Below are 20882 nucleotides of genomic sequence, written 5' to 3'. Positions count from 1 at the left end.
TATGCGCGCGTTCCGTGGCTCGCCGCCTCAGGCGGCGCAGCAAGCGTGGGCCCGTGCCGGCTCCTCGTACTCGTCATGGCGCTTGACGAAGCTGAGCGTCGACGTCTCGTTGCGGCCCCTGGGCGCGCGGTCGAGAATCATCAGCGTCGAAAGCAGTTCCTCGCCGCCGCGGGCATAGGAGGAGTAGGTGTGGAAGACCCGCCCCTGCTCGTCGCGACTGAAGGCGCTCATCCCCGGCAGCTCGTCGAAGGCCTGCTCCGACGGCGTCTGCGTGAAATTGTATTCGACCTTGCCACTCGCCAGCTCCTCCTTGGTGAAGGAGACGTGGAAATCGGAATTGAAGTCGCTGCCGAAGGATGAGACCCAGGGGAAGCTCCAGCCCATCCGCTTCCTGTAGGCCTCGATCTTGGCGAGCGGCGCCCGCGACACCGCGACCAGCGTGACGTCATGGTTGTTGAGATGCGGCAAGGTCCCGTCGAAATGATCGGCCATGAAGGAACAACCCGGGCAGCCCGCCTCCCAGTCCGGCCCGAACATGAAATGGTAGATCATGAGCTGGCTGCGGCCGTCGAAGAGCTCCGCAAGGCTGCGCCGTCCGGAAGGCGTATCGAAGACGTAGTCCTTCTCGACCTCGACCCAGGGCAGAGCCAGGCGCTCGGCATTGATCGCATCGCGCAGCCGGGTGAACTCCTTCTCACGCTTCAGAAGCGCGCGGCGGGCTTCGAGCCACTCGGCCTTAGAGGCAAGCTGATGATGCTGCATGGTTTTCTCCCTTCAGCGCTGCGCCCCTGTTCTTGACTTTAATAGTTGATATCAACATAATTCAGTCATGTCAAAATCAGCCCTCATGCCAGCAGAATCGCCGGTCCCCTTCGCGGCCACGCTGCATGTGCGCGACCACTGCCTTTGCCTGCACCTGCAGCGCGCCGCCCGCGCCCTGGCCCGGCTGTTCGACGAGGCGCTGCGGCCTCTGGGGCTGACCAATCAACAGTTCTCGCTGCTGATGTCCCTCAACCGGCCGGAGCCGCCGAGCATCGCCCCGGTTGCGAAGCTGCTCGGCATGGACCGCACGACCCTGACCGCAGCGCTGAAGCCGCTTGAGCGGCGCGGCCTCGTCTCCGTCTCTCCCGGCGATAAGGACCGCCGCAGCCGGCTGCTGGCAATTACGCCCGAGGGAATTGCGTTGCTGGCGGAAGCCGTGCCGATCTGGCGAAGCACGCATGACGCGGTCGACAAACGCCTCGGCGAGGCCGAACCGGAACGGCTCAGGCAGACGCTGCGCGCCCTGTCATGACCACGCCATCCCCGCCCTGCTCCATGCCCTCGCAAGGACGCCCTCGAAGGAGAACGCGATGCCTCAGATGATCTTCGTCAACCTGCCGGTGAAGGACCTCGCCAAGTCGATGGACTTCTTCAAGGCGCTGGGCTTCTCATTCAACCCGCAATTCTCCGACGAGACCGGCGCCTGCATGGTGATCAGCGACACCATCTTCGCGATGCTGCTGACCCATGAGAAATTCGCCGGCTTCTCGCCGAAGCCGATCGCCGATACCGAGAAGACGACCGAGGTGCTGATCGCGCTGTCGCGCGACGATCGCGCGGCGGTCGACGCCATCGTCGCGGCCGCCCTCGCGGCTGGCGGCAGCACCTTCAGCGAGCCCCAGGATCACGGCTTCATGTATGGCCGCGCCTTCCGAGATCTCGACGGCCACGTCTGGGAGGCGTTCTGGATGGACCCGGCGGCGGCAAAGGCCCAGTAGAGCTCCGATGGAGACGGCCGGCGTCAGCCCTGTGCGGCCAGAGCCGGCGCGCCGGCGCGCTGCGCTGCCATATGGTCGTCGAGCGCCTGACGCTGTTCGGCCGAGAGACGCAGGCCGAGCTTGCTACGCCGGAAAAGCACGTCCTCGGCGGTCACCGCCCATTCCTGCGCCATCAGCCAGCTAACCTCGCGCTCCGTCAGGTCGGCGCCGAAGTTCCGGCCGAGATCGGCCATCGACGCCGCGCCTTCCAGCAGACGCTCTGCGCGGGTGCCATAGGCACGCGCCAGGCGGCGTGCCAGCGCCCGGTCGAGCCAGGGCCGCGCCGTGCAGATCCGCTCGACCAGCGCCTCGAAGCCCTGGACCGGGAAATCGCCGCCGGGAAGCGGCGCCCCGGCCGTCCAGGGCGCGGCGCGAAGCGCCGGCACGGCGGCTGCGAGCTTCTCGACCGCGGCCTCGGCAAGGCGGCGCGAGGTCGTGATCTTGCCGCCGAAGACCGAGAGCAGCGGCGCCGAGCCCGCCGGCTCGTCGAGCTTCAGCACATAATCGCGCGTCGCCTCCTGGGCCTTGCTGGCGCCGTCATCGTAGAGCGGCCGTACGCCGGAATAGGTCCAGACCACGTCCTCGCGCCGGATCTGCTTGCGGAAGTACTCGCTGGCCGCGGAGCAGAGATAGGCGATCTCCTCCTCGCTGGCCGCGACCTTGGCCGGATCGGCCCGGTAATCCCTGTCGGTGGTGCCGATCAGCGTCAGATCGCCCTCATAGGGGATCGCGAAGATGATGCGGCCATCGGCATTCTGGAAGATGTAGCAGCGGTCATGCTCGAACAGGCGTGGCACGACGATGTGGCTGCCCTGGACCAGCCTGACGGCGGCCGGCTGCTCGCTCGGCGCGATGCCGTTCAGCACCTCGGCCACCCAGGGCCCGGCCGCATTGACCAGGGTCCGGGCCGCCGTCTGCGCCCTGCTGCCATCGGCAGCCTCGGTTTCGACCAGCCAGTGATCGCCCTGGCGACGCGCGCCGACCACCTTGGTCCGTGTCACGATCTGCGCGCCGCGCTCGGCCGCATCGCGGGCGTTGAGCACGACGAGCCGCGCATCGTCGACCCAGCAATCGGAATACTCGAAGCCGCGGCTGAAGCGCGGCTGCAACGGCTCGCCGGTCTCGTCGCGGCGCAGGTCGAGCGAACGCGTCGCCGGCAGGAGCTTTCGCCCGCCGAGATGGTCGTAGAGGAAGAGGCCGAGCCGCAGCAGCCACCAAGGCCGCAACCCCTCGTGATGCGGCAGGACGAAGCGCAGCGGGCGCACGATATGCGGGGCGGCACGCCAGATCACCTCGCGCTCGGTCAGCGCCTCGCGCACCAGCCGGAACTCGTAATGCTCGAGATAGCGCAGGCCGCCATGGATCAGCTTGGTCGAGGCCGAGGAGGTGGCGCCGGCAAGGTCGCCCTGCTCGAACAGGATGACGGAAGCGCCGCGGCCGGCGGCATCGCGGGCGATCCCGCAACCATTCACGCCACCGCCGATGATGGCGACATCGAAGACCGGAGCCGACACGATTACCCTCCCGGCAGGGAGCATCGGACGCCGCCTGCAACGGGATAGATAATGCGCGCTTTGCTTGCGTGCAACGCAAAAGCGAAATCAAAAACGAAAGCTAATACAACTTCGCTTCCAGCCGCAACCTCACCTATGGCGCGGCCCGACGCATCCCTGCCGCGCTCCGTTCGAAGCGACGCGGAACCGGTTAGGAGCGAGAGGCTTCCGCAGCGGTTTCGACCAGCTCGACCCCCTCGCTGCGGCAGAGCTCGCGCAGCGGCTCGGCCTCCAGACGGTCGGTGACGAACACGTCGACATCGCGCAGATGGGCGATGCGGACGGGAGCCGAGCGCTCGAACTTGGTGCTGTCGGCGACGAGCAGGCACTGCCGGGCGTTCTCGATGATCGCCTGCGAAACCCTGACCTCGCGATAGTCGAAATCGAGCAGCGCGCCCTCCTCGTCGATGGCCGAGGTGCCGATCACGGCATAGTCGACCTTGAACTGGCGGATCAGGTCGATCGCGGCCGCACCGATGACGCCGCCGTCCGAGCGCCGCACCGGGCCGCCCGCAACGATCACCTCGATGCGGGGATGCGGATAGAGCAGCGTCGCGACATGGAGATTGTTGGTGATCACCAGCAGGCCCTGATGGTCGGTCAGCGCGCGGGCGACCTCCTCCGTGGTGGTGCCTATATTGATGAAGAGCGAGGCATCATTGGGGATCAGCGCCGCGGCGGCACGGCCGATCGCCGCCTTCTCCTCGCCGGCGATGAAACGGCGCGCCTCGTAGGCAAGGTTCTCGACGCTGGAGGCGACGACCGCGCCGCCATGGACGCGCGACATCACGCGCTGCTCGCAGAGCTGGTTGAGGTCCTTGCGGATGGTCTGGACGCTGACCTCGTAGCGCGCCGCCAGTTCCTCGACGCTGACCCGGCCCTGGCTGCGCGCCAGCGTCACGATCTCGCGCTGGCGCGGCGTCAGGCTTTCCATGGCGAGGCTCCTTCGGGATCGCGCCAAGCTGACGGGACCGGACGCCCGCGTCAATCGCCGCCCGCCGACGACGACGAGACGGGAAAACCTGTCAAAAGACATGCTGGTTTGACAAGCAATGCTGTAGCGGTCGAACTGGACGAGAACAGCCCCAGCGATCGAAAGCGCGCACGTGCCGACACAGGTAGACAAGGATGCGCGCCTCATGCGCGCGGTGCTCGCGGCGTCGGATGACTGCATCAAGGTGCTCGATCTCGAGGGCAGGCTCACCTTCATGAGCGAAGGCGGCCAGCGCGTCATGGAGGTCACGGACTTCGAGGCGATCCGTGGCTGCGCCTGGCCGGATTTCTGGGACAATGCCGGCTCGGAGGAAGCCAGGGCCGCGATTGGCGCGGCGCGCGACGGCAAGAGCTACCGCTTCCAGGGCCCGGCCAACACCGCCGCCGGCAATCCCCGCTACTGGGACGTGCAGGTCTCGCCGATCATCGGGCCGGACGGCCGGACGGAGGCCATTCTCTCGGTCTCTCGCGACATCACCGAACTCAGGGCCAGCGAAGAGCGCTATCGCATGCTCGCCGGCGAGCTCAACCACCGCATCAAGAACCTGCTCGCCATGGTGCAGGGCATCGTCAACCAGACCTTGCGCCAGCGCGAGGAGCCAATCGAGACCGCCAAGCCCCGCCTGCTCGACCGGCTGCAGGCGCTGGGCGCGGCGCAGGACCTCCTGCTGTCGGCGAGCCGGCACGGCGCCGACCTGAAGCAACTGGTCGAGGTCGTTCTGGCACCCCATCGGTTCGGCGCCCGCATAGCGATCGCAGGGCCGACCGTCGCGCTGTCGCCGAAATGCGCCCTGGCCATGGCACTGGCCACCCATGAGCTCGGAACCAACGCCATCAAGTACGGCGCGCTGTCCCATGAGGCCGGCCGCGTCGAAGTTGTCTGGCAGATCGAGGCCGGGGAGATGCTGTTTCGCTGGCAGGAGAGCGGCGGCCCGCTGGTGACGCCGCCGACCCGGCGCGGTTTCGGATCGCAGATGATCGAGAAGGCGCTCGGCAGCTATCTCGGCGGCACGGCCCAGACCGACTACGCGGCCGGCGGCATCGTCTTGTCGCTGCGCGCGCCGCTTTCGGGTCTGGCGGAAACCTAGCTTAGTCAACGCGTCCAGCGGGCCCGTGCAGCCCCGCCGGAAAATCGCTATCCTCGGCCTGCCGGGAGCGGACCCGGATGGAGGCTGACGAAAGCAGGATGACGGGACGGCGGCGGCGCAGCATCATTCTCCTCTCGGGCATCGCCGTGCTCGGGCTCGTCTGCGTCCTCTATTCGCTACTGCAGCGCCGTCAGGCTGCAGCTGAACTCGCCAGCGCGGGCCAGACGCTGCACCGCCTGATCTCGCAGCGGGCCGACCAGCACGACGCGCATCTGACCAGCCTCTCCGCTCTGGTCCAGGCCGCCGACCCCGCACCGATCGCAACGGTCGAGCAGGTCGCAGCCAGCATTACGCGCTTCTACCCGCGCATCGTCGGGATCGACGTGATCGATCTCGCCGCCACGCCGCCGGCTTCCCTGCTCGACGCCAGCGACCCGGCCATCGTCGCGGCCGAGGCGGCACAGGCCTCCGGCGCCAGCGTCCGGACCCGCGCCATCGACGACGGGTCGAAGCTGCTCCTCGTCAAGCGCGCCCTGACCGACGGTGTCGGGCACTATGCAATCGCGCTGATCGTCGACATCGCCCGGCTGTCGGCCAGCGACGTCGCCTTGCCCGAGGGTGCGACGGCAACTCTGCGGCTCGCCAGCGAGCCGCCTCCGGCCGGGAACAAGGCCAGCGCGTTCAGCGCCGAAATCGCCAGCCGCACCCAGCCCTTGCGCCTCGACCTCGCCTCGACCGCACCGCGCTGGCCGGTTCCGCCTTTGGGTTTCCTGCTGCTCGCAGCGCTGCTCACAGCGCTCGGCGGAGTGCTGATCGAAAGATTGCTCGACGCCCGGTCCAAGGCCAATGACGCCGCGCGCAAGGCCGCCCTGGCCGCCCAGGATGCAAGGCTCGCCCATGCCGGCCGGGTCAACGCCATGGGCGAGCTCGCCTCGGGCATCGCCCATGAGCTGACGCAGCCGCTGACCGCGATCCTCAGCCATGCCCAGGCCGGCCAGCGCCTCGTACAACGTCCCGGCATGGAGCCCGCCACGCTCGCGCCCGCCCTCGACGCGATTGCGCGCAACGCCAAGCGGGCCGGCGAAATCCTCGGCCGGCTCAGGGCCTGGATCAGCAAGTCCGAGCCCGATCTCGAAATCGTCGATCTCGCCGAACTCGCTCGCGAGGTTGCCCATCTGCTGACGACCGGAGCCTTGCCGGACGGCACCTCGCTCAAGGTCGAGAGCGATGGCAGCCGGCCACTGGTCCGAGCCGACCGGGTCCAGCTCGAACAGGTCGTCTTCAATCTCGGCCGCAACGCGCTCGACGCGGTCGCGGAGGCCAAGAGCGAACGGATCGTCACGATTGCCGTGGCGATGCAAGGAGCAGAGGCCTTGCTCAGCGTCGCCGACACCGGCCCCGGCCTCTCGTCGGAGGCGGAGGCCAGGCTTTTCGAACCCTTCTTCACCACCAAGCCCGAAGGGCTCGGACTCGGCCTTGCGCTCTGCAACCGGCTGATCGAGCGCTTCGGCGGAACGCTTGAGGGCAGGAACGCCGCCGTCGGCGGCGCCGTGTTCAGCTTCCACCTGCCTTTGGCGGCCGAAGCAATCCGCCGCGAGGCCGCCGAATGAGCCTGCGCCTTGTCCACCTGATCGACGACGACTGGGAGGTGCGGGAGGCGCTCAGCTTCCTGCTGCGCACGGTAGGCGTCGACGTCAGGGGCTATCAGGATGGCCTCGCTTTCCTGGACGCGCTGCCCGGACTGCCGCCCGGCTGCATCGTCACCGATATCCGGATGCCGCGCCTGACCGGGCTGAAGCTGCAGGAGCGCCTGGCGGCGAGCCGCTGCTGCTGGCCGGTGATCGTGATCACCGGTCATGGCGATGTCGAGGCCTGTCGCGCCGCCTTCCGCAATGGCGCGGCCGATTTCCTGACCAAGCCGATCGACGAGCAGGTCCTGATCGACACGGTCCAGGCGGCGCTCGCCCGGCTGGAGGCGATGCTCGCGTCGGAAGCGGATGCCTCATCCTCACGGCAGCGGCTGCAGCGGCTCTCGGAGCGCGAACGGGAAATCCTCGCCCTGATCGCCGAGGGCCATTCGAGCAAGGAGGCGGCGCGCCTGCTCGGCATCTCGCCGCGGACCGTCGACACGCATCGCGCCCACCTCGCCGAGAAGCTCGAAACCAGCTCGCTCGCGGAGATGGTGCGGCTGCACCTGCAGGGTGCCGATCGGTAGAACTACCGATGCCGCGCGTCGATCACCCGGATGCACGCGGCGGGGCGGCTTCGCCATTCTCCTCTCACGCCGCCACCCTCGGTGGCCGTCAGAGGAGTTCGCCATGTCCTTCGCCCGTCTCGTCCTGATTTCCGCCACCGTCGCCCTGCCGGCCCTCGCCCAGGCGCAGGTGCCGCAGGAGCGAGTCCTGCCCTCCGCCCTCGCCGTCGAGCTTGCCCAGGCGACCGTCGCGGCCTGCGCCGCCAAGAACTTCAATGTCACCGCGACCGTGGTCGACCGCCAGGGCGTCGTGCGCGCCATGGTCCGCGCCGACCGCGCCGGCCCGCACACCCTCGAAGCCAGCCGCGCCAAGGCCTTCACCTCCGCCTCGGCCCGCTCGAACACCGGCGCGATGGCGGAAGCCGCCGCCAACAATGCCGGCGCGCGCAATCTCGTGCACATCTCCGGCTTCCTGCTGCTCGGCGGCGGCGTGCCGGTCAAGGTCGGCGATGACGTCGTCGGCGCGGTCGGCGTTGGCGGCGCCCCAGGCGGCCACCTCGACGAGGAATGCGCCAATGCCGGCCTCCAGGCGATCGCGGCCAAGCTGAAGTGAGCCGACGAACCGGTGTCTGATCCGGCCGCGCCACCGTCCATCGCGGCGGCGCGGCCGAGCTTTGTCAGCGACCCGGCTCGAAGACGGCGCAACGCAAGGACGACAGCCTCATTTCGACCAGAGCCTCAGCGGAATCTTGCCGCTCTTCCCGCAATCGGCGAAGGCGACCCCGTCCTCGTTGAGCACACCGCTGGCTTCGCAACTGTCCTCGCCGACGACCAGCTTCGCGAGATAGCGCGCGCCAGTGCGGCTCAGGCGGAGCGTACCGGTCTTCTCGGACACGTCTCCCGGCCCGCAGATGGCGAGGTGCTTCAGCTGCACCGGCCCGGCGAATTCGCGTTTGCGCCAGAGGCCCGGGACCGTGCCCTCCGTCAGCGTCGCGGAGACCGCCCACTCTCCGGCAAAACCATAGCGGCCTTCGAGCTCGAGCCCGAAGGCCGGCGCCGCGCCGAGCAGCACGACTATCGGCAGCAACACCGCCCGCATCGCAGCCCCCTCCCCGGCGCCGTACCGCGCCTGCCGATATTGTGCATTGCCTGAAGGCCTCCGCAACGGCAGCGTGATCGCAACGCCGATCGGCCCTGCGCGCCCGCGCATGGCGCATGGCCTGACAGCGCATTAAGGTCCGCCATTCCCAATTCACAGGACGGGCGCAGTGCCGATGGACAAGCGGGTCGAGACCGAGGCGCCGGCGGCTGCGCTCAGCCATGCCGATATCCGCTCGATCCTGATCGGCATCATGCTCGCCATGTTCCTGGCGGCGCTCGACCAGACCATCGTCGCGACCGCGATGCCGACGATCGGGCGCGAGCTCGGCGACGTTACCCATCTGCCCTGGGTGGTGACCTCTTATCTGCTGGCCTCGACGGCGGTGACCCCGCTCTACGGCAAGCTCGCCGACATCCATGGCCGGCGGGTGACGCTGCTCGGCGGCATCGTGATCTTCATCGTCGGCTCGGTGGCCTGCGCGCTCTCCTCCTCGATCTGGTTGCTCGTGGTTTCCCGCTTCATCCAGGGCCTCGGCGGCGGCGGGCTGATCGCGCTGGCCCAGACGATCATCGGCGACATGGTGCCGCCGAAGGAACGCGGGAAGTATCAGGTCTACATCGCCAGCGTGTTCTTCTCCTCCTCGCTGCTCGGGCCGGTGCTCGGTGGCGTAATCTCGGAGGCCCTGCACTGGTCGGTGATCTTCTGGATCAACCTGCCGCTCGGGCTCGCCGCCTACTGGATGACCGACAAGGCGCTGCGCCGGCTGCCGCGCCATGAGCGGCCGCATCAGCTCGACGTGCTCGGCGCCCTGCTGATGACCAGCGCGACCATGACCCTGCTGCTCGCCTTGTCCTGGGGTGGCGTGCTCTATCCGTGGTTCTCGTTGCAGATCCTCGGGCTGGTTCTGCTCTCGCTCGGGCTCTGGCTCTGCTTCGCCTGGCGGCTGCGGGTCGCGGCCGAGCCGCTGATCCCGCTCGCCATCCTCGCCAATCCGGTGGTGCGCGACGGCACCATCGCCGCCGGCTTCGGCATGGGGACCTTCATCGGGCTGACGATCTATCTGCCGCTCTATTTCGAGACCGTCGCCGGCCTGTCCGCGGCCCATTCCGGGCTCGGCCTGATCCCGCTGACCTGCGGCACGGTCATCGGCGCGACCGCCTCCGGCCGGGCGATGACCAAGCTGACGCACTACAAGCGCGTGCCACTGGCGGGCCTTGTCGTGGCTCTCATCGGCACGGCGGCGCTCGCCATCTTCTCCGGTCGCCTGCCGCTCGTGCCTTTCGGCGCCGTGCTCGCGGTCATCAGCCTCGGCTTCGGCACGCTGCTGCCGGTCGCGACCGTCGCGATCCAGAACGCCGTCGCGATGCACCAGCTCGGCACTGCGACGGCAACCGCCAACTTCTTCCGGCAGATCGGCGGAGCGCTGATCGTCGCCGTGTTCGGCGCGATCGTGCTCGGCGGCATGGGGGCGAGCGGCGCCGGGCTCTCGGCCGAGACGCTCAAGGCCGGCGCGGTCGACCGGGAGATCATGGTCCGGCTGTTCACCTATGTCTTCGCCGCGACCTTCGTCGGCTTCGCACTCTCGCTGCTGTTCCTCGCGAGAATGAAGGAGCTGCCGCTGCGCGGCGCGGCGAAGGAGACTGCCAAGGAATTGACGGCCGAGTAAGCGCGGATTCCCGGCGCCAAGCAGAGGTGCGAGCGCTACCTGCCTTGATTTGAATCATGGCTTTCGCCGCAAGCCTGTCACAAGTTATCGTCAGCTTGGCATTCCCGCCTTACTAGGAGTTCCCCCATGTCTGATCTCGTCGTCATCGTCTATCCGACCGAGGCCAAGGCCGAGGAAATGCGCCAGAAGCTCTTCGGGCTGCAGAAGGAATACCTGATCCAGATCAGCGACGCGGCGATCGCCGTGATGCATGAGGGCGGCAAGATCAAGCTCAACCAGCTGCTCAACACCACGGCGCTCGGTGCCGCATCCGGCGGCTTCTGGGGCTTGCTGATCGGCGCGATCTTCCTGATGCCGGTGTTCGGCGCGGCGATCGGTGCCGCCTCGGGCGCGCTCGGCGGCGCTCTCTCCGATTACGGCGTCAACGACAACTTCATGAAGGAGCTCTCGGGGAGCCTGCAGCCCGGCAATGCGGCGCTGTTCGTGCTGATCCAGAAGATGACCGGCGACAAGGTGCTCGAAGCGATCAAGGGGACCGGCGGCGTCGTGCTGAAGACCTCGCTCGACCATACCCGCGAACAGGCCCTGCGCGATGCGCTCGCCGCCTCCCCGGCCGCCCAGCCGCTGCCGACCGGCCCCGGCCCTGAGGCGACCACGAACCCTGCCCCGGCCGCCTGAGGCACTCGCTCGTCCTCGGACAAGCTGAAGAACCCGTCATTCCGGCGAGCCGCGCAGCAGTGCAAATCCGGAATGACGGCGTTTCGCGTCGCCCGACCGTTGCACCTCGACTCCGCCTGGAGCCTTGCCCCCGGTGAGGGCAATCGTCCACCCCGGCCGAGGGCGACGAGGACGAGAAGGCCCGCACGCGGAGCGCTGCGGACCCTCTCGGCATCTTCCGCCCGGTGCGATCAGTCCCGCAGCAGGTCGTTGATGCCGGTCTTCGACCGGGTCTGGGCATCGACCGTCTTGACGATCACCGCGCAGTAGAGCGAGGGGCCGGGCGTGCCGTCATTCATCGGCTTGCCCGGCAGCGAGCCGGAGACCACCACCGAATAGGGCGGCACCTTGCCGATATGGACCTGGCCGGTCGCGCGGTCGACGATCTTGGTCGAGGCCGAGATGAACACGCCCATGGAGAGCACCGAGCCTTCGCCGACGACGACGCCCTCGACCACCTCGGAACGGGCGCCGATGAAGCAATTATCCTCGATGATCGTCGGGTTGGCCTGCAGCGGCTCGAGCACGCCGCCGATGCCGACACCGCCCGAGAGGTGGACGTTCTTGCCGATCTGGGCGCAGGAGCCGACCGTCGCCCAGGTGTCGACCATGGTGCCGGAATCGACATAGGCGCCGATATTGACGAAGGACGGCATCAGGATGACGTTCGGCGCCAGGAAGGAGCCCTTGCGCGCCGCGGCCGGCGGCACGACGCGGAAGCCGGCGGCCCGGAAGCGGTTCTCGCCCCAGCCCTCGAACTTCGACGGCACCTTGTCCCAGAACACGCCCTCGCCCGGGCCGTGCGCCATGATCTTGTTGTCGGTCAGGCGGAAGGAGAGCAGCACGGCCTTCTTCAGCCACTGATGCGTCACCCACTCGCCGTCGATCTTCTCGGCGACGCGGGCCTGACCGGCATCGAGCATCTCGATCGCCTGATCGACGGCCTCGCGCACGGCGCCTTTGGTCGAGATGCCGATCTCGGCCCGGTTCTCCCAGGCGGCATCGATGGTGGCGGCGAGATCGGTCAGCGACATGAGACAGCTCCGGCAGTCATGAGGTCGCCCGGAGCGATGGCCGATGCGGGGGGCAACGTCAAGGCTGGGGAACGCCGGCCGGCGAGACGTGTTATGATGGAAAGGCTTGCCACGCGGAAAAACCCGATGAAACGGATTGCCCTGTCCCTCGTCCTGATGCTCGCCTTCACCGGAGCGAGCCTTGCCCAGGGCCGACCGTCGACGCTGTCGCGCAGTTGCGCCGCCAACCAGCAGACCGTGCGCGCCAATGGCGCGATCGTGCTCGGCACCGGCGGCTATACCTATGACCGTTTCGTCGCCCATCGCGGCTTCTGCCAGTTCGACGAATATGCCGATCCAGCCTGGGTGCCGGCACGCGACACGCCGCAGTGCTTCATCGGCTATCGCTGCAAGAGCGGCCCGTTCTGGGACGATTGACCCACCGCGAAATGAGTACCCCGGGCTGGCCTTCGACCAATGCCCCGCCTATGCGGGACAATTGACTGAATCGCCGCCTTTATACCCGGACTCATCATGCGCCTCTGGATCAGAAACCCGCTCGCCATTCTCGCTGAAAACGCCGGCGGCGGGGTGGTGATCGAGGACGGCGTCATCGTCGAGCTGGTCACGCTTGGCGGCTTCCCCTCGCTGCCGGTGACCGAGAGCTTCGACGCCTCGGACCATGTCGTGCTGCCGGGGCTCGTCAACACCCATCACCATTTCTACCAGACGTTGACGCGCGCCCATCCGGCGGCGATCGACCGCGAGCTCTTTCCCTGGCTCAAGGCGCTCTATCCGCTCTGGGCGCGGCTGCGGCCGGAGGATCTGCGCATCGCGGTGCGGGCGGCGCTGGTCGAGCTGCTCCTGTCCGGCTGCACGACCGTGGCCGACCACCACTATCTCTACCCCGAAGGGCTGGAGAACGCCGTCGACATCGCTGTCGAGGAAGCCCGCGCGCTCGGCATCCGGGTCACCATCTCGCGCGGCTCGATGAACCTGTCGCAGAAGGATGGCGGTCTGCCGCCGGACGAGGTCGTCCAGGACGAGGAGACGATCCTCGTCGACAGCGAGCGCGTGCTGAAGCTGTTCCACGACCCTTCTCCCGGCAGCATGGTGCAGATCGCGCTCGCGCCCTGCTCGCCCTTCTCGGTGACGCCGTCTCTGATGGCGAAATCGGCCGAGCTCGCGGCGCGCTTCGATGCGCCGCTGCACACCCATCTTGCCGAGACCGAGGATGAGGACGCCTATTGCCAGGACGTCTATGGCAAGCGCCCACTCGACCTGCTCGAGGAAGCCGGCTGGATGCGGCCGAAGACCTGGCTGGCGCACGGCATTCATTTCTCCTGCGAGGAATGCGAGCGGCTGGGGAAGGCCGGTGTCGGCGTCTGCCATTGCCCGACCTCGAACGGGGTACTGGCCTCCGGCTTCTGCAAGACCCGCGAGCTCGAGGCGGCCGGCGCCCCGCTCGGCCTCGGCGTCGACGGCTCGGCCTCCAATGACGGCTCAAACCTGATGGAAGAGCTGCGCCACGCGCTGCTGCTCAACCGGCTGCACTACAAGAGCGCCAGCGCGGTGACGGCGCGCGACACGATACGCTGGGCGACGGAGGGCTCGGCGCGCTGCCTCGGCCGCGAGGATATCGGCAGGATCGCGCCGGGGATGCAGGGCGACCTCGCGCTCTACAAGCTCGACGAGCTGCGCTTCTCGGGCGCGCATGACCCGATCGCGGCGCTGGTGCTGTGCGGCGCCAGCCGGGCCGACCGGGTGCTGGTAGGCGGCCGCTGGCGGGTGATCGACGGCGAAATTCCGGGGCTCGACCTCACCGGCCTGCGCCGGTCGCACGGGCTCGCGTCGCGCCGCTACGCCTGAGGCAAGTCGATCTCGGCGGCAAGAGGAACCGCCCGCGTCAGCGGCCCCAGGAAGCCGGTCAGGTCGTCGGTGACGAAATGCACATGGCCGGCCTCGACCGCCGCCTGTTCCCAGGCCTCGCGGAAGGGATCGGGCGTGCGCGGCACGATCAGCACCGTCTTCATGCCGAGCGCGCTCGGGACGATCAGATTCTTCTCGATGTCCTCGAACATCGCCGCGCGGGCGGGATCGACGCCGTGCTTGGTCAGGAAATTCTCGTAGGTCGCGCGCTCGGGCTTCGGCGTGAAACCAGCGTTGACGATGTCGAAGATGTCCTCGAAATGCTGGAGGATGCCGAGCTTGCCGGCGACGTTCTCGGCATGGCCGCGCGAGCCGTTGGTCAGGATCAGCTTGCGGCCGGGCAGCGCCGCGATCGCCGCCCCAAGAGCGGGGTTGGGATCGAGCAGGGTCAGGTCGATCTCGTGGGCGAAGTCGAGGAAATCGGCGGGATCGATGCCGTACTCCTCCATCAGCCCCTTCAGCGTCGTGCCATAGCGCTGGTAGTAGTATTTCTGCAGCGCCCGCGACGACATGCCGTCGAGGCCGAACAACTCGGCGAGGAAGAGCGTGATGCGCTCGTCGACCTGCGGCCAGACCTTCGCCTCGTGCGAATAGAGCGTGTTGTCGAGATCGAAGATCCAGTGGTCGACATGGCCGAAGGCGTCGAGCTGGGGCAGGAGCGGCAGGGCGCTGATGATTTTTGCGTTGTGGTTCATTGGATCATGTCATGTGGGACGCGCCAGCATGACATACAAGGTTCTTGCAAAGTCCTTGCGATCACGAGGTCCTCATTGCGAGGGGGCGCCAGCGGAGCGCCCTCGCCCGAACGGGTGAGGGGTAGGAGGCGCGCCGATGCGCCTCCACGAGCCCGACCGGCGCAGCGCCCCTTCACTTCCTGATGATCGTGCCCGAGCCGGTGTCGGTGAAGAGCTCGATCAGGGCGGCATGCGGCACCTTTCCGTCGAGGATGACCACGGCCTCGACGCCCTTTTCCAGCGCGTAGATGCAGGTCTCGATCTTCGGGATCATGCCGCCGGAGATGGTCCCGTCGGCGATCAGGCGCCGGCACTGCTCGACGGTCAGCTCCGGAATCAGGTTCTTGTCCTTGTCGAGGACGCCCGGCACGTCTGTCAAAAGCAGCAGACGCTTGGCATTCAGCGCGCCCGCGATCGCACCCGCAAAGGTGTCGGCATTGACATTGTAGGTCTGGCCGTCCGCGGCGGCGCAGACCGGCGCCAGCACCGGGATCAGCTCTTCCTTGAGGATCGCCTTGAGCACGGTGGTGTCGACCTTGTCCGGCTCGCCGACGAAGCCGAGGTCGAGAATCTGCTCGATCTTCGAATCGGGATCGACGATGGTGCGCGTCGCCTTTTTGGCCAGGACCATATTGCCGTCCTTGCCGCAAAGCCCGATCGCCTTGCCGCCCTCGCGCGAGATATAGCCGACGATCTCCTTGTTGACCGAGCCGGCCAGGACCATCTCGACGACGTCGACCGTCGCCGCGTCGGTGACGCGCAGGCCCTGCTTGAACTCGGATTTGAGGCCGAGCTTGTCGAGCATGCGGGCGATCTGCGGCCCGCCGCCATGGCAGACCACCGGCTTCAGGCCGGATTGCTCGAGCAGCACCACGTCCTCGGCGAAATCCTCCGCGGTGGCGGCGTCGCCCATGGCGTTGCCGCCATATTTGATCACGATCACCTCCTGGTCGTAGCGCTGCATATGCGGCAGCGCCTGCACCAGAAGATCGGCGGCTTGCGAGGGCGTGAGGTTGTGAGGGGCGTTCATCGGCAGGCTCCGCGAAGGCGCGCCCGATCCGCGCCGGGCCGCCTTCTAGCCGAAGACGCGCCGCGGCGAAAGCGCGGCGGCGCGGCTCAGACCCGCCTTGCGAACAGTGCCGAGCCGGCGAGCCCGAGCCAGCCGCCGAGCATCATGAAGCCGCCGGCTGGGGCGGCGCCCATGAACAGGCGCGCGCCATGGAAGCCGCGCATGGCGAGATCGGCGGCGAACAGAGCGACGCCGACGATCAGCAGCGAGATCGCGAGGCGCGCCCCGATATCGGCGAGCAGGCCGGCACGACGCGCGACGCAGGCCCCGATCGCGGCCGAGGCGTGGAAGAGCAGCATCTGACCGGCGATCTGGAGCGTGTCGGCAGCACCCGCATGGGTCGCGGCGGCGAGCAGGGTGACGCCGAACAGCCCCATCAGCATGGCGATGGTGAGATGGATGCGGGTGGCGGTGATCATGACGGGCTCCGGCAGCGCACCAGGGCCGGCGCGAGGCATCTGCGGGCGCCAAAGACGACGCGGCCGGGCCAGCGTCAAGCTCCGCGGCCGCGGCGCGATGAAGCGGGGAAGCCCGCCTCATCGCTGGGCGTCGAACCAGGCCTTCCATTGCGGCACCGCCTTGGCGAAGGTGCCGCGATGACTGGTCGCGCCGGTCGAGACCGCCTCGACGTGCTTGTTGCCGAGTGCCTGCTGATACCTCATCGCCAACTGGCCGAGTTCGGTCCGGATCGCCTCGTCGGCCTCGCCGTAGAAGTTGCGTACCGGGGTTCCTACGACCCAGCGATAGGCCTGCGTCGTAGCGACGAGGCGGCCATAGGCCGAGTTCGCGAAGAACTGCGGGTCGAAATACTCGGCGCGAATCAGCTTGCGCAGATCCGTCGGCACCTGCGCGGCATCGAAAGGCTGGCGCTCATAGGCTTTGCGGGAGACATCGTAGTAGGCGTCGTTCAGCAGCGAGCGAGCCAAGCCTGGCACGCCGTAGTAGTTCTCGAAGGAGAACGAGGACAGGATGAACAGGCTCGTCACCCAGGAGGCGTCGATCTCGCGCGGATAATTCAGGAAGCCGTTCAGGGCCGCGAAGACGTCCACGGGCGCACTCGCCGTGACCGCAGCCTTGACCGGCTGGCCGACCGCCTCAAGCCTCTCAAGCATCGCCATGGTGACGAAGCCGCCTTGCGACCAGCCGGCGAGGAAAAGCTCGGGGGTAGCGATCTTCAGCTCCGCCAGCACGGTGCGACTGGCCTCGAGCATGTCATGCGTGGCCTGCTGGTGGCTGGCCTTGACCATGTAGCCTTCCGGCTCGGTCGAATCGCCGAGGCCGAAATAGTCGGCCCCGATCACGACATAACCCTGGCCGGCGAACTGGGCGAGCATGAGCTGCGTCTCGGGCGACTGCTCCGGCACCGAGGGAACCTGCTGCTTTCCGTAGACTGTGCCGTGCTGATAGGAGACCAGCGGAAAGCTCGTCGCGCTGGTGTCGGGAACGGCGACGAGGCCGCTCGCCAGGGTCGGCCGGTTGCCGCGCTCGGGGATGACCGAGGCGTAGCGGACCCGGTAGAGCCTGATCGCGTTGCGGGCGGCACTATAGGAGACGGGAATGCCAGCGAAGACCGGAGTGTCGGTGGTCAGGATCCTGTCGAGTTTCTCGACATCCCAGCGCCCCAGCAGCTGATACTCGACGCCGCCGGCGATACGGGTCCACCCGGCTTCCTGCGCCCGAGAGGGCGCCGGGCTCTGCGCCTGCAGCGGCGAGCCGGCGGCGGCGGCGGCCAGCAGCAGGCCGCAGAGGCCCAGCAGACGTATCAGCTTGTGCATCGAACTCCCCCGTCGGGCGACGCAGGGCTCGGGCGGCCGCAGGGCGGAGCTTCGTCGCAGTGGCGGCACTCTGTGCGCCAGCGCGTAAAGATTTGATGATCCGCCGGGCCAGCTAGCTGCGCTCCGCCAGCACTCGCGCGATCGCGGCGCGCAGTTCGGGGATGCCTAGGCCCTTCTCGCTCGAGGTCACCAGGACCTCGGGGAAGGCGGCCGGGCGGCGCTTGATCTCGTCGAAGGTCGCCTCAGCCATGAAGGTCTGGTCGGACTGCTTGATGGCGTCGCCCTTGGTCAGAACGACCTGATAGCTGACCGCCGCCTTGTCGAGCGTCTCCAGCACCGCGCTGTCGACTTCCTTGATGCCGTGGCGGGCGTCGATCAGCACATAGACGCGCATCAGGTTCGAGCGGCCGCGCAGATAGTCGTGGATCAGCTTCGTCCAGGCCGCGACCTTCTCCTTGCCGACGGCGGCATAGCCGTAGCCCGGCATGTCGACGATGGTCAGGCGCTCGTCATGGTCGACCTGGCGGAAGAAGTTGAGCTGCTGGGTGCGGCCCGGCGTATGCGAGGTGCGGGCGAGCGCATTGCGCCGCGTCAGCGCATTGATCAGGCTCGACTTGCCGACATTGGAGCGCCCGGCGAAGGCGATCTCCTGGCCGACCATGGGCGGCAGGTCATCGATCTTGGTCGAGGCCCAGACGAAATCCCAGGGCCCCTCGAAAAGCTTGCGGGCCGCCTCGATCTCGTCGGCATCATAGGGTGTGGTGGTGCTTGCGGTCATCTGCCTTGCCTACACGGCCTGTCGCAGCGCGTCGATGTCCGCGCCTGCGATCAAAGTCAGGTTGCGGGAGATCTTGTCGCCATCCCAGTCCCACCAGCGAATCGCGAGCAGGGCCGAAACGACCTCCGGCGGGAAGCGCAGCTTCACCACCTTGCCGGGATTGCCGACCACGACGGCGTAGGGGGGCACGTCGCGCGAGACCTGCGCCCGGGTCCCGATGATCGCGCCGTCGCCGATGGTGACGCCGGGCATGATCACCGCCTCGCGGCCGATCCAGACATCGTTGCCGATCACGGTATCGCCGCGATGGCCGAGGCCCTCCGGCGTCATCGCGGGTGCCCCCTCGAAACCGAACATCTGGAAGGGAAAGGTCGAGAATCCGCCCATCGGATGATTGGCGCCATTCATGATGAACTGCGCCGCCTGCGCGATGGCGACGAACCTGCCGATGATCAGCCGGTCGCCGATGAGGTCGAAATGGTAGCGCACGCAGCGGGCGAGGAAATGCTCGGGGCCACGCGAGTCGTCATAATAGGAGTAGTCGCCGACCTCGACGAGCGGATGGTCGACGATCGCCTTCAGAAAGGCAGTGCCCTTCCAGCCGGGAATCGGATGACGCGTCAGCGGATCGGGAAGGGGCATGCCGGTCTCCTCGTCGGCCCGGCCGCAGGTGGAATGCCGACCGGGCCTTCGCTCCGCGTTTCTCGGGGCTCTTAAAGCACACATCCCGGGTCGGCTCGCGCCGCCCGGGATGAGGTTTTCGGAAGCCGGAGGCGAGACGCCCCCGCCATCCTCACTTCTTGTTGCTGTTCGCCGGCTTCGGCACGCCCGCCGCGGCAGCGGCCGCCGGCTTCTTGCCGAACATGCCCTTCAGGTTGTCCCAGAGCTCGATCTTCACGCCGTGCTTGCGCATGATGAAACCCTGCTGGAGGATCGAGAGAAGGTTGTTCCAGGTCCAGTAGATCACCAGGCCGGCCGGGAACGAACCGAGCAGGAAGGTGAAGAACACCGGCATCCAGGTGAACATCATCTTCTGGACCGGATCCGGCGGTTCCGGGTTCATCTTCATCTGCACGAACATCGTCACGCCCATCAGGATCGGCCAGATGCCGAGATGGAGCATGGCGGGCGGCGTGAACGGCAGCAGGCCGAACAGATTGAAGAGATTGGTCGGATCCGGCGCGGCAAGGTCCTTGATCCAGCCATAGAACGGCGCGTGCCGCATCTCGATGGTGATGAACAGGATCTTGTAGAGCGCGAAGAAGACCGGGATCTGGACCAGCACCGGCCAGCAGCCGGCGAGCGGGTTGATCTTGTTGGTCTTGTACAGCTCCATCAGCGCCTGCTGCTGCTTCATCTTGTCGTCAGCATAGCGCTCGCGGATGGCCATCATTTCCGGCTGCACCGCCTTCATCTTCGCCATCGAGGCGTAAGACTTGTTGGCGAGCGGGAAGAACAGCAGCTTCAGCAGGACGGTGACGACCAGGATCGCGATGCCGAAATTGCCGACATGCTTGTAGACCCAGTCCATCAGGTAGAACATCGGCTTGGTGATGAAGTAGAACCATCCCCAGTCGATCATCAGCTCGAAGCGCTTGATGCCCTGATTCTTCTCGTAGCCGTCGATCGCCGCGACTTCCTTGGCGCCGGCGAACAGGCGCGAAGAGGCGGTGGCCGAAGCCCCCGGCGCGATCGTGACCGCCTCGCCGAGGAAGTCGGCCTGATAGGTGCGCACCGGACCGGTCTGCACCGACGAGTAGCGGCCCTCGTACTTCTTGGTCTGGTCGGGAATCGCAGCCGCGGCCCAGTACTTGTCGGTGATGCCGACGAAGCCGCCGACGGCGTCCTTCCAGGCCTTGCCATGCGTCGCCGCGCCGAGCGCCGGCTCCTTGTCGATGGCGTCGTAGGTGTATTCCTGCAGACCCTGCTCGCCGAGCGCGCCGATCATGCCCTCGTGCAACACGTAGTAGCCGAGCGTCGCCGGCTTTCCGACGCGGACGACCTGGCCATAGGGGTAGAGCGAGACGGGGGTCGTGCCCTTGTTGTCGACCTCGTCACGGATCGAGAACAAGGCGTTGTCATCGACCGAGATGATGCGGCGGAACAGCAGGCCCTGGCCGTTGTCCCAGGTCAGCGTCACCGGCTTGGCCGGGGTCAGGACCTGGCTGTCGGCGGTCCAGACGGTGGAGGCGTTCGGCAGGGGAACGTTGACGCCCGGCCCCGCGACCCAGCCGAAATCGGAATAATAGGCGTTCGGGCCGCCGGCCGGCGAGAGCAGCACGATGATTGGGCTCTTCGGGTCGACCGTCTCGTGATAGGCCTTGAGCGAAACGTCGTCGATGCGCGCGCCGGTCAGCGAGAGCGAGCCGGCGATCTTCGGCGTTTCGATGCGGATGCGCGGGCCAGCGGCGAGCGCGGCCTCACGGGTCGCGAGCGCATCGGCCGCGGCGGGCTGCGCTCGCGACCCGTGAG

At 67.5% G+C, this 20882-nt stretch carries 22 protein-coding genes; 10 read left to right on the top strand and 12 right to left on the bottom strand.

Annotated features, from left to right (window positions below; all coding sequences use genetic code 11):
- Nucleotides 1-27: 27 nt before the first annotated feature.
- Entirely contained in the window at nt 28-762 is a 735-nt protein-coding gene (locus tag RKE40_RS22340; protein WP_316020412.1) for a DUF899 domain-containing protein, read from the bottom strand.
- Between the two features lie 85 nt (nt 763-847).
- Between RKE40_RS22340 and RKE40_RS22335 the strand changes: the two genes are divergently transcribed.
- Together RKE40_RS22335 and RKE40_RS22330 are read left to right on the top strand one after the other, a co-directional pair.
- Nucleotides 848-1294, top strand: a complete 447-nt coding sequence (locus tag RKE40_RS22335) for a MarR family winged helix-turn-helix transcriptional regulator (protein ID WP_316020411.1) — start codon at nt 848-850, stop codon at nt 1292-1294.
- 58 nt (nt 1295-1352) lie between these two features.
- Nucleotides 1353-1760, top strand: coding sequence for a VOC family protein (locus RKE40_RS22330; RefSeq protein WP_316020410.1), 408 nt, complete (start codon nt 1353-1355; stop codon nt 1758-1760).
- 23 nt (nt 1761-1783) lie between these two features.
- On the opposite strand, the gene glpD is transcribed toward RKE40_RS22330, so the two are convergent.
- Nucleotides 1784-3337 (bottom strand): glycerol-3-phosphate dehydrogenase, encoded by a 1554-nt coding sequence (gene glpD / locus RKE40_RS22325; RefSeq protein ID WP_316020409.1) that lies wholly within the window; start codon nt 3335-3337, stop codon nt 1784-1786.
- Between the two features lie 166 nt (nt 3338-3503).
- Entirely contained in the window at nt 3504-4286 is a 783-nt protein-coding gene (locus RKE40_RS22320) for a DeoR/GlpR family DNA-binding transcription regulator (RefSeq protein WP_316020408.1), read from the bottom strand.
- A gap of 205 nt (nt 4287-4491) precedes the next feature.
- Here RKE40_RS22320 and RKE40_RS22315 point away from each other — a divergent pair, with 205 nt between their 5' ends.
- From RKE40_RS22315 to RKE40_RS22300, 4 genes are all read left to right on the top strand, one after another.
- Nucleotides 4492-5433 (top strand): HWE histidine kinase domain-containing protein, encoded by a 942-nt coding sequence (locus tag RKE40_RS22315; RefSeq protein ID WP_316020407.1) that lies wholly within the window; start codon nt 4492-4494, stop codon nt 5431-5433.
- A gap of 98 nt (nt 5434-5531) precedes the next feature.
- On the top strand, nt 5532-7043 hold the full coding sequence (locus RKE40_RS22310; RefSeq protein WP_316020406.1) for a sensor histidine kinase: 1512 nt from the start codon (nt 5532-5534) through the stop codon (nt 7041-7043).
- The gene (locus tag RKE40_RS22305) at nt 7040-7648 is read left to right on the top strand and encodes a response regulator transcription factor (RefSeq protein ID WP_316020405.1); all 609 of its coding nucleotides are present in this window, start codon (nt 7040-7042) and stop codon (nt 7646-7648) included. The genes RKE40_RS22310 and RKE40_RS22305 overlap by 4 nt, the downstream gene beginning before the upstream one ends.
- Nucleotides 7649-7751: 103 nt before the next feature.
- Nucleotides 7752-8240 (top strand): GlcG/HbpS family heme-binding protein, encoded by a 489-nt coding sequence (locus RKE40_RS22300; protein ID WP_316020404.1) that lies wholly within the window; start codon nt 7752-7754, stop codon nt 8238-8240.
- A gap of 108 nt (nt 8241-8348) precedes the next feature.
- Here the strand turns inward: RKE40_RS22300 and RKE40_RS22295 are convergent, their stop codons facing one another.
- Entirely contained in the window at nt 8349-8726 is a 378-nt protein-coding gene (locus RKE40_RS22295) for a hypothetical protein (RefSeq protein ID WP_316020403.1), read from the bottom strand.
- A gap of 175 nt (nt 8727-8901) precedes the next feature.
- On the opposite strand from RKE40_RS22295, the gene RKE40_RS22290 reads away from it, so the two are divergent.
- Both RKE40_RS22290 and RKE40_RS22285 read left to right on the top strand, forming a co-directional pair.
- Nucleotides 8902-10395: an MDR family MFS transporter gene (locus RKE40_RS22290; RefSeq protein ID WP_316020435.1), complete on the top strand. Its 1494-nt coding sequence runs from the start codon at nt 8902-8904 to the stop codon at nt 10393-10395.
- 126 nt (nt 10396-10521) lie between these two features.
- On the top strand, nt 10522-11073 hold the full coding sequence (locus RKE40_RS22285; RefSeq protein ID WP_316020402.1) for a DUF1269 domain-containing protein: 552 nt from the start codon (nt 10522-10524) through the stop codon (nt 11071-11073).
- Nucleotides 11074-11303: 230 nt separating this feature from the next.
- Here RKE40_RS22285 and dapD read toward each other — a convergent pair whose 3' ends face one another.
- On the bottom strand, nt 11304-12146 hold the full coding sequence (gene dapD, locus RKE40_RS22280) for a 2,3,4,5-tetrahydropyridine-2,6-dicarboxylate N-succinyltransferase (RefSeq protein ID WP_316020401.1): 843 nt from the start codon (nt 12144-12146) through the stop codon (nt 11304-11306).
- 126 nt (nt 12147-12272) lie between these two features.
- On the opposite strand from dapD, the gene RKE40_RS22275 reads away from it, so the two are divergent.
- Together RKE40_RS22275 and RKE40_RS22270 are read left to right on the top strand one after the other, a co-directional pair.
- Nucleotides 12273-12563 carry a hypothetical protein gene (locus RKE40_RS22275; protein ID WP_316020400.1) on the top strand — a complete coding sequence of 97 codons (291 nt, stop codon included), beginning with the start codon at nt 12273-12275 and terminating at the stop codon, nt 12561-12563.
- 96 nt (nt 12564-12659) lie between these two features.
- Entirely contained in the window at nt 12660-13994 is a 1335-nt protein-coding gene (locus RKE40_RS22270; protein ID WP_316020399.1) for an 8-oxoguanine deaminase, read from the top strand.
- On the opposite strand, the gene RKE40_RS22265 is transcribed toward RKE40_RS22270, so the two are convergent.
- The 7 genes from RKE40_RS22265 to yidC all read right to left on the bottom strand — a co-directional run.
- Nucleotides 13985-14749, bottom strand: coding sequence for a pyrimidine 5'-nucleotidase (locus RKE40_RS22265; protein WP_316020398.1), 765 nt, complete (start codon nt 14747-14749; stop codon nt 13985-13987). The two genes, RKE40_RS22270 and RKE40_RS22265, sit on opposite strands and share 10 nt — an antisense overlap.
- 172 nt (nt 14750-14921) lie before the next feature.
- Complete coding sequence (gene argB, locus RKE40_RS22260) at nt 14922-15818, bottom strand: acetylglutamate kinase (protein ID WP_316020397.1); 897 nt, start codon at nt 15816-15818, stop codon at nt 14922-14924.
- An 86-nt stretch (nt 15819-15904) separates the two neighbouring features.
- Nucleotides 15905-16276, bottom strand: coding sequence for a DUF423 domain-containing protein (locus RKE40_RS22255; RefSeq protein WP_316020396.1), 372 nt, complete (start codon nt 16274-16276; stop codon nt 15905-15907).
- A gap of 117 nt (nt 16277-16393) precedes the next feature.
- Nucleotides 16394-17632 carry an alpha/beta hydrolase family protein gene (locus tag RKE40_RS22250; protein WP_316020395.1) on the bottom strand — a complete coding sequence of 413 codons (1239 nt, stop codon included), beginning with the start codon at nt 17630-17632 and terminating at the stop codon, nt 16394-16396.
- A 112-nt stretch (nt 17633-17744) separates the two neighbouring features.
- A complete protein-coding gene (yihA, locus tag RKE40_RS22245) occupies nt 17745-18410 on the bottom strand; it encodes a ribosome biogenesis GTP-binding protein YihA/YsxC (RefSeq protein WP_316020394.1) in 666 nt (221 codons plus the stop codon).
- A 9-nt stretch (nt 18411-18419) separates the two neighbouring features.
- A complete protein-coding gene (locus RKE40_RS22240) occupies nt 18420-19052 on the bottom strand; it encodes a CatB-related O-acetyltransferase (protein ID WP_316020393.1) in 633 nt (210 codons plus the stop codon).
- 151 nt (nt 19053-19203) lie between these two features.
- Nucleotides 19204-20882, bottom strand: a 1679-nt coding sequence (gene yidC, locus RKE40_RS22235; protein WP_316020392.1) for a membrane protein insertase YidC, incomplete at its 5' end; no start/stop codon positions are given.

Origin of the sequence: Allobosea rubneri (assembly GCF_032464875.1) — a bacterium.
GTDB classification, from domain to species: domain Bacteria; phylum Pseudomonadota; class Alphaproteobacteria; order Rhizobiales; family Beijerinckiaceae; genus Allobosea; species Allobosea rubneri.
This window is presented reverse-complemented; position numbering and strand designations above follow the sequence as displayed.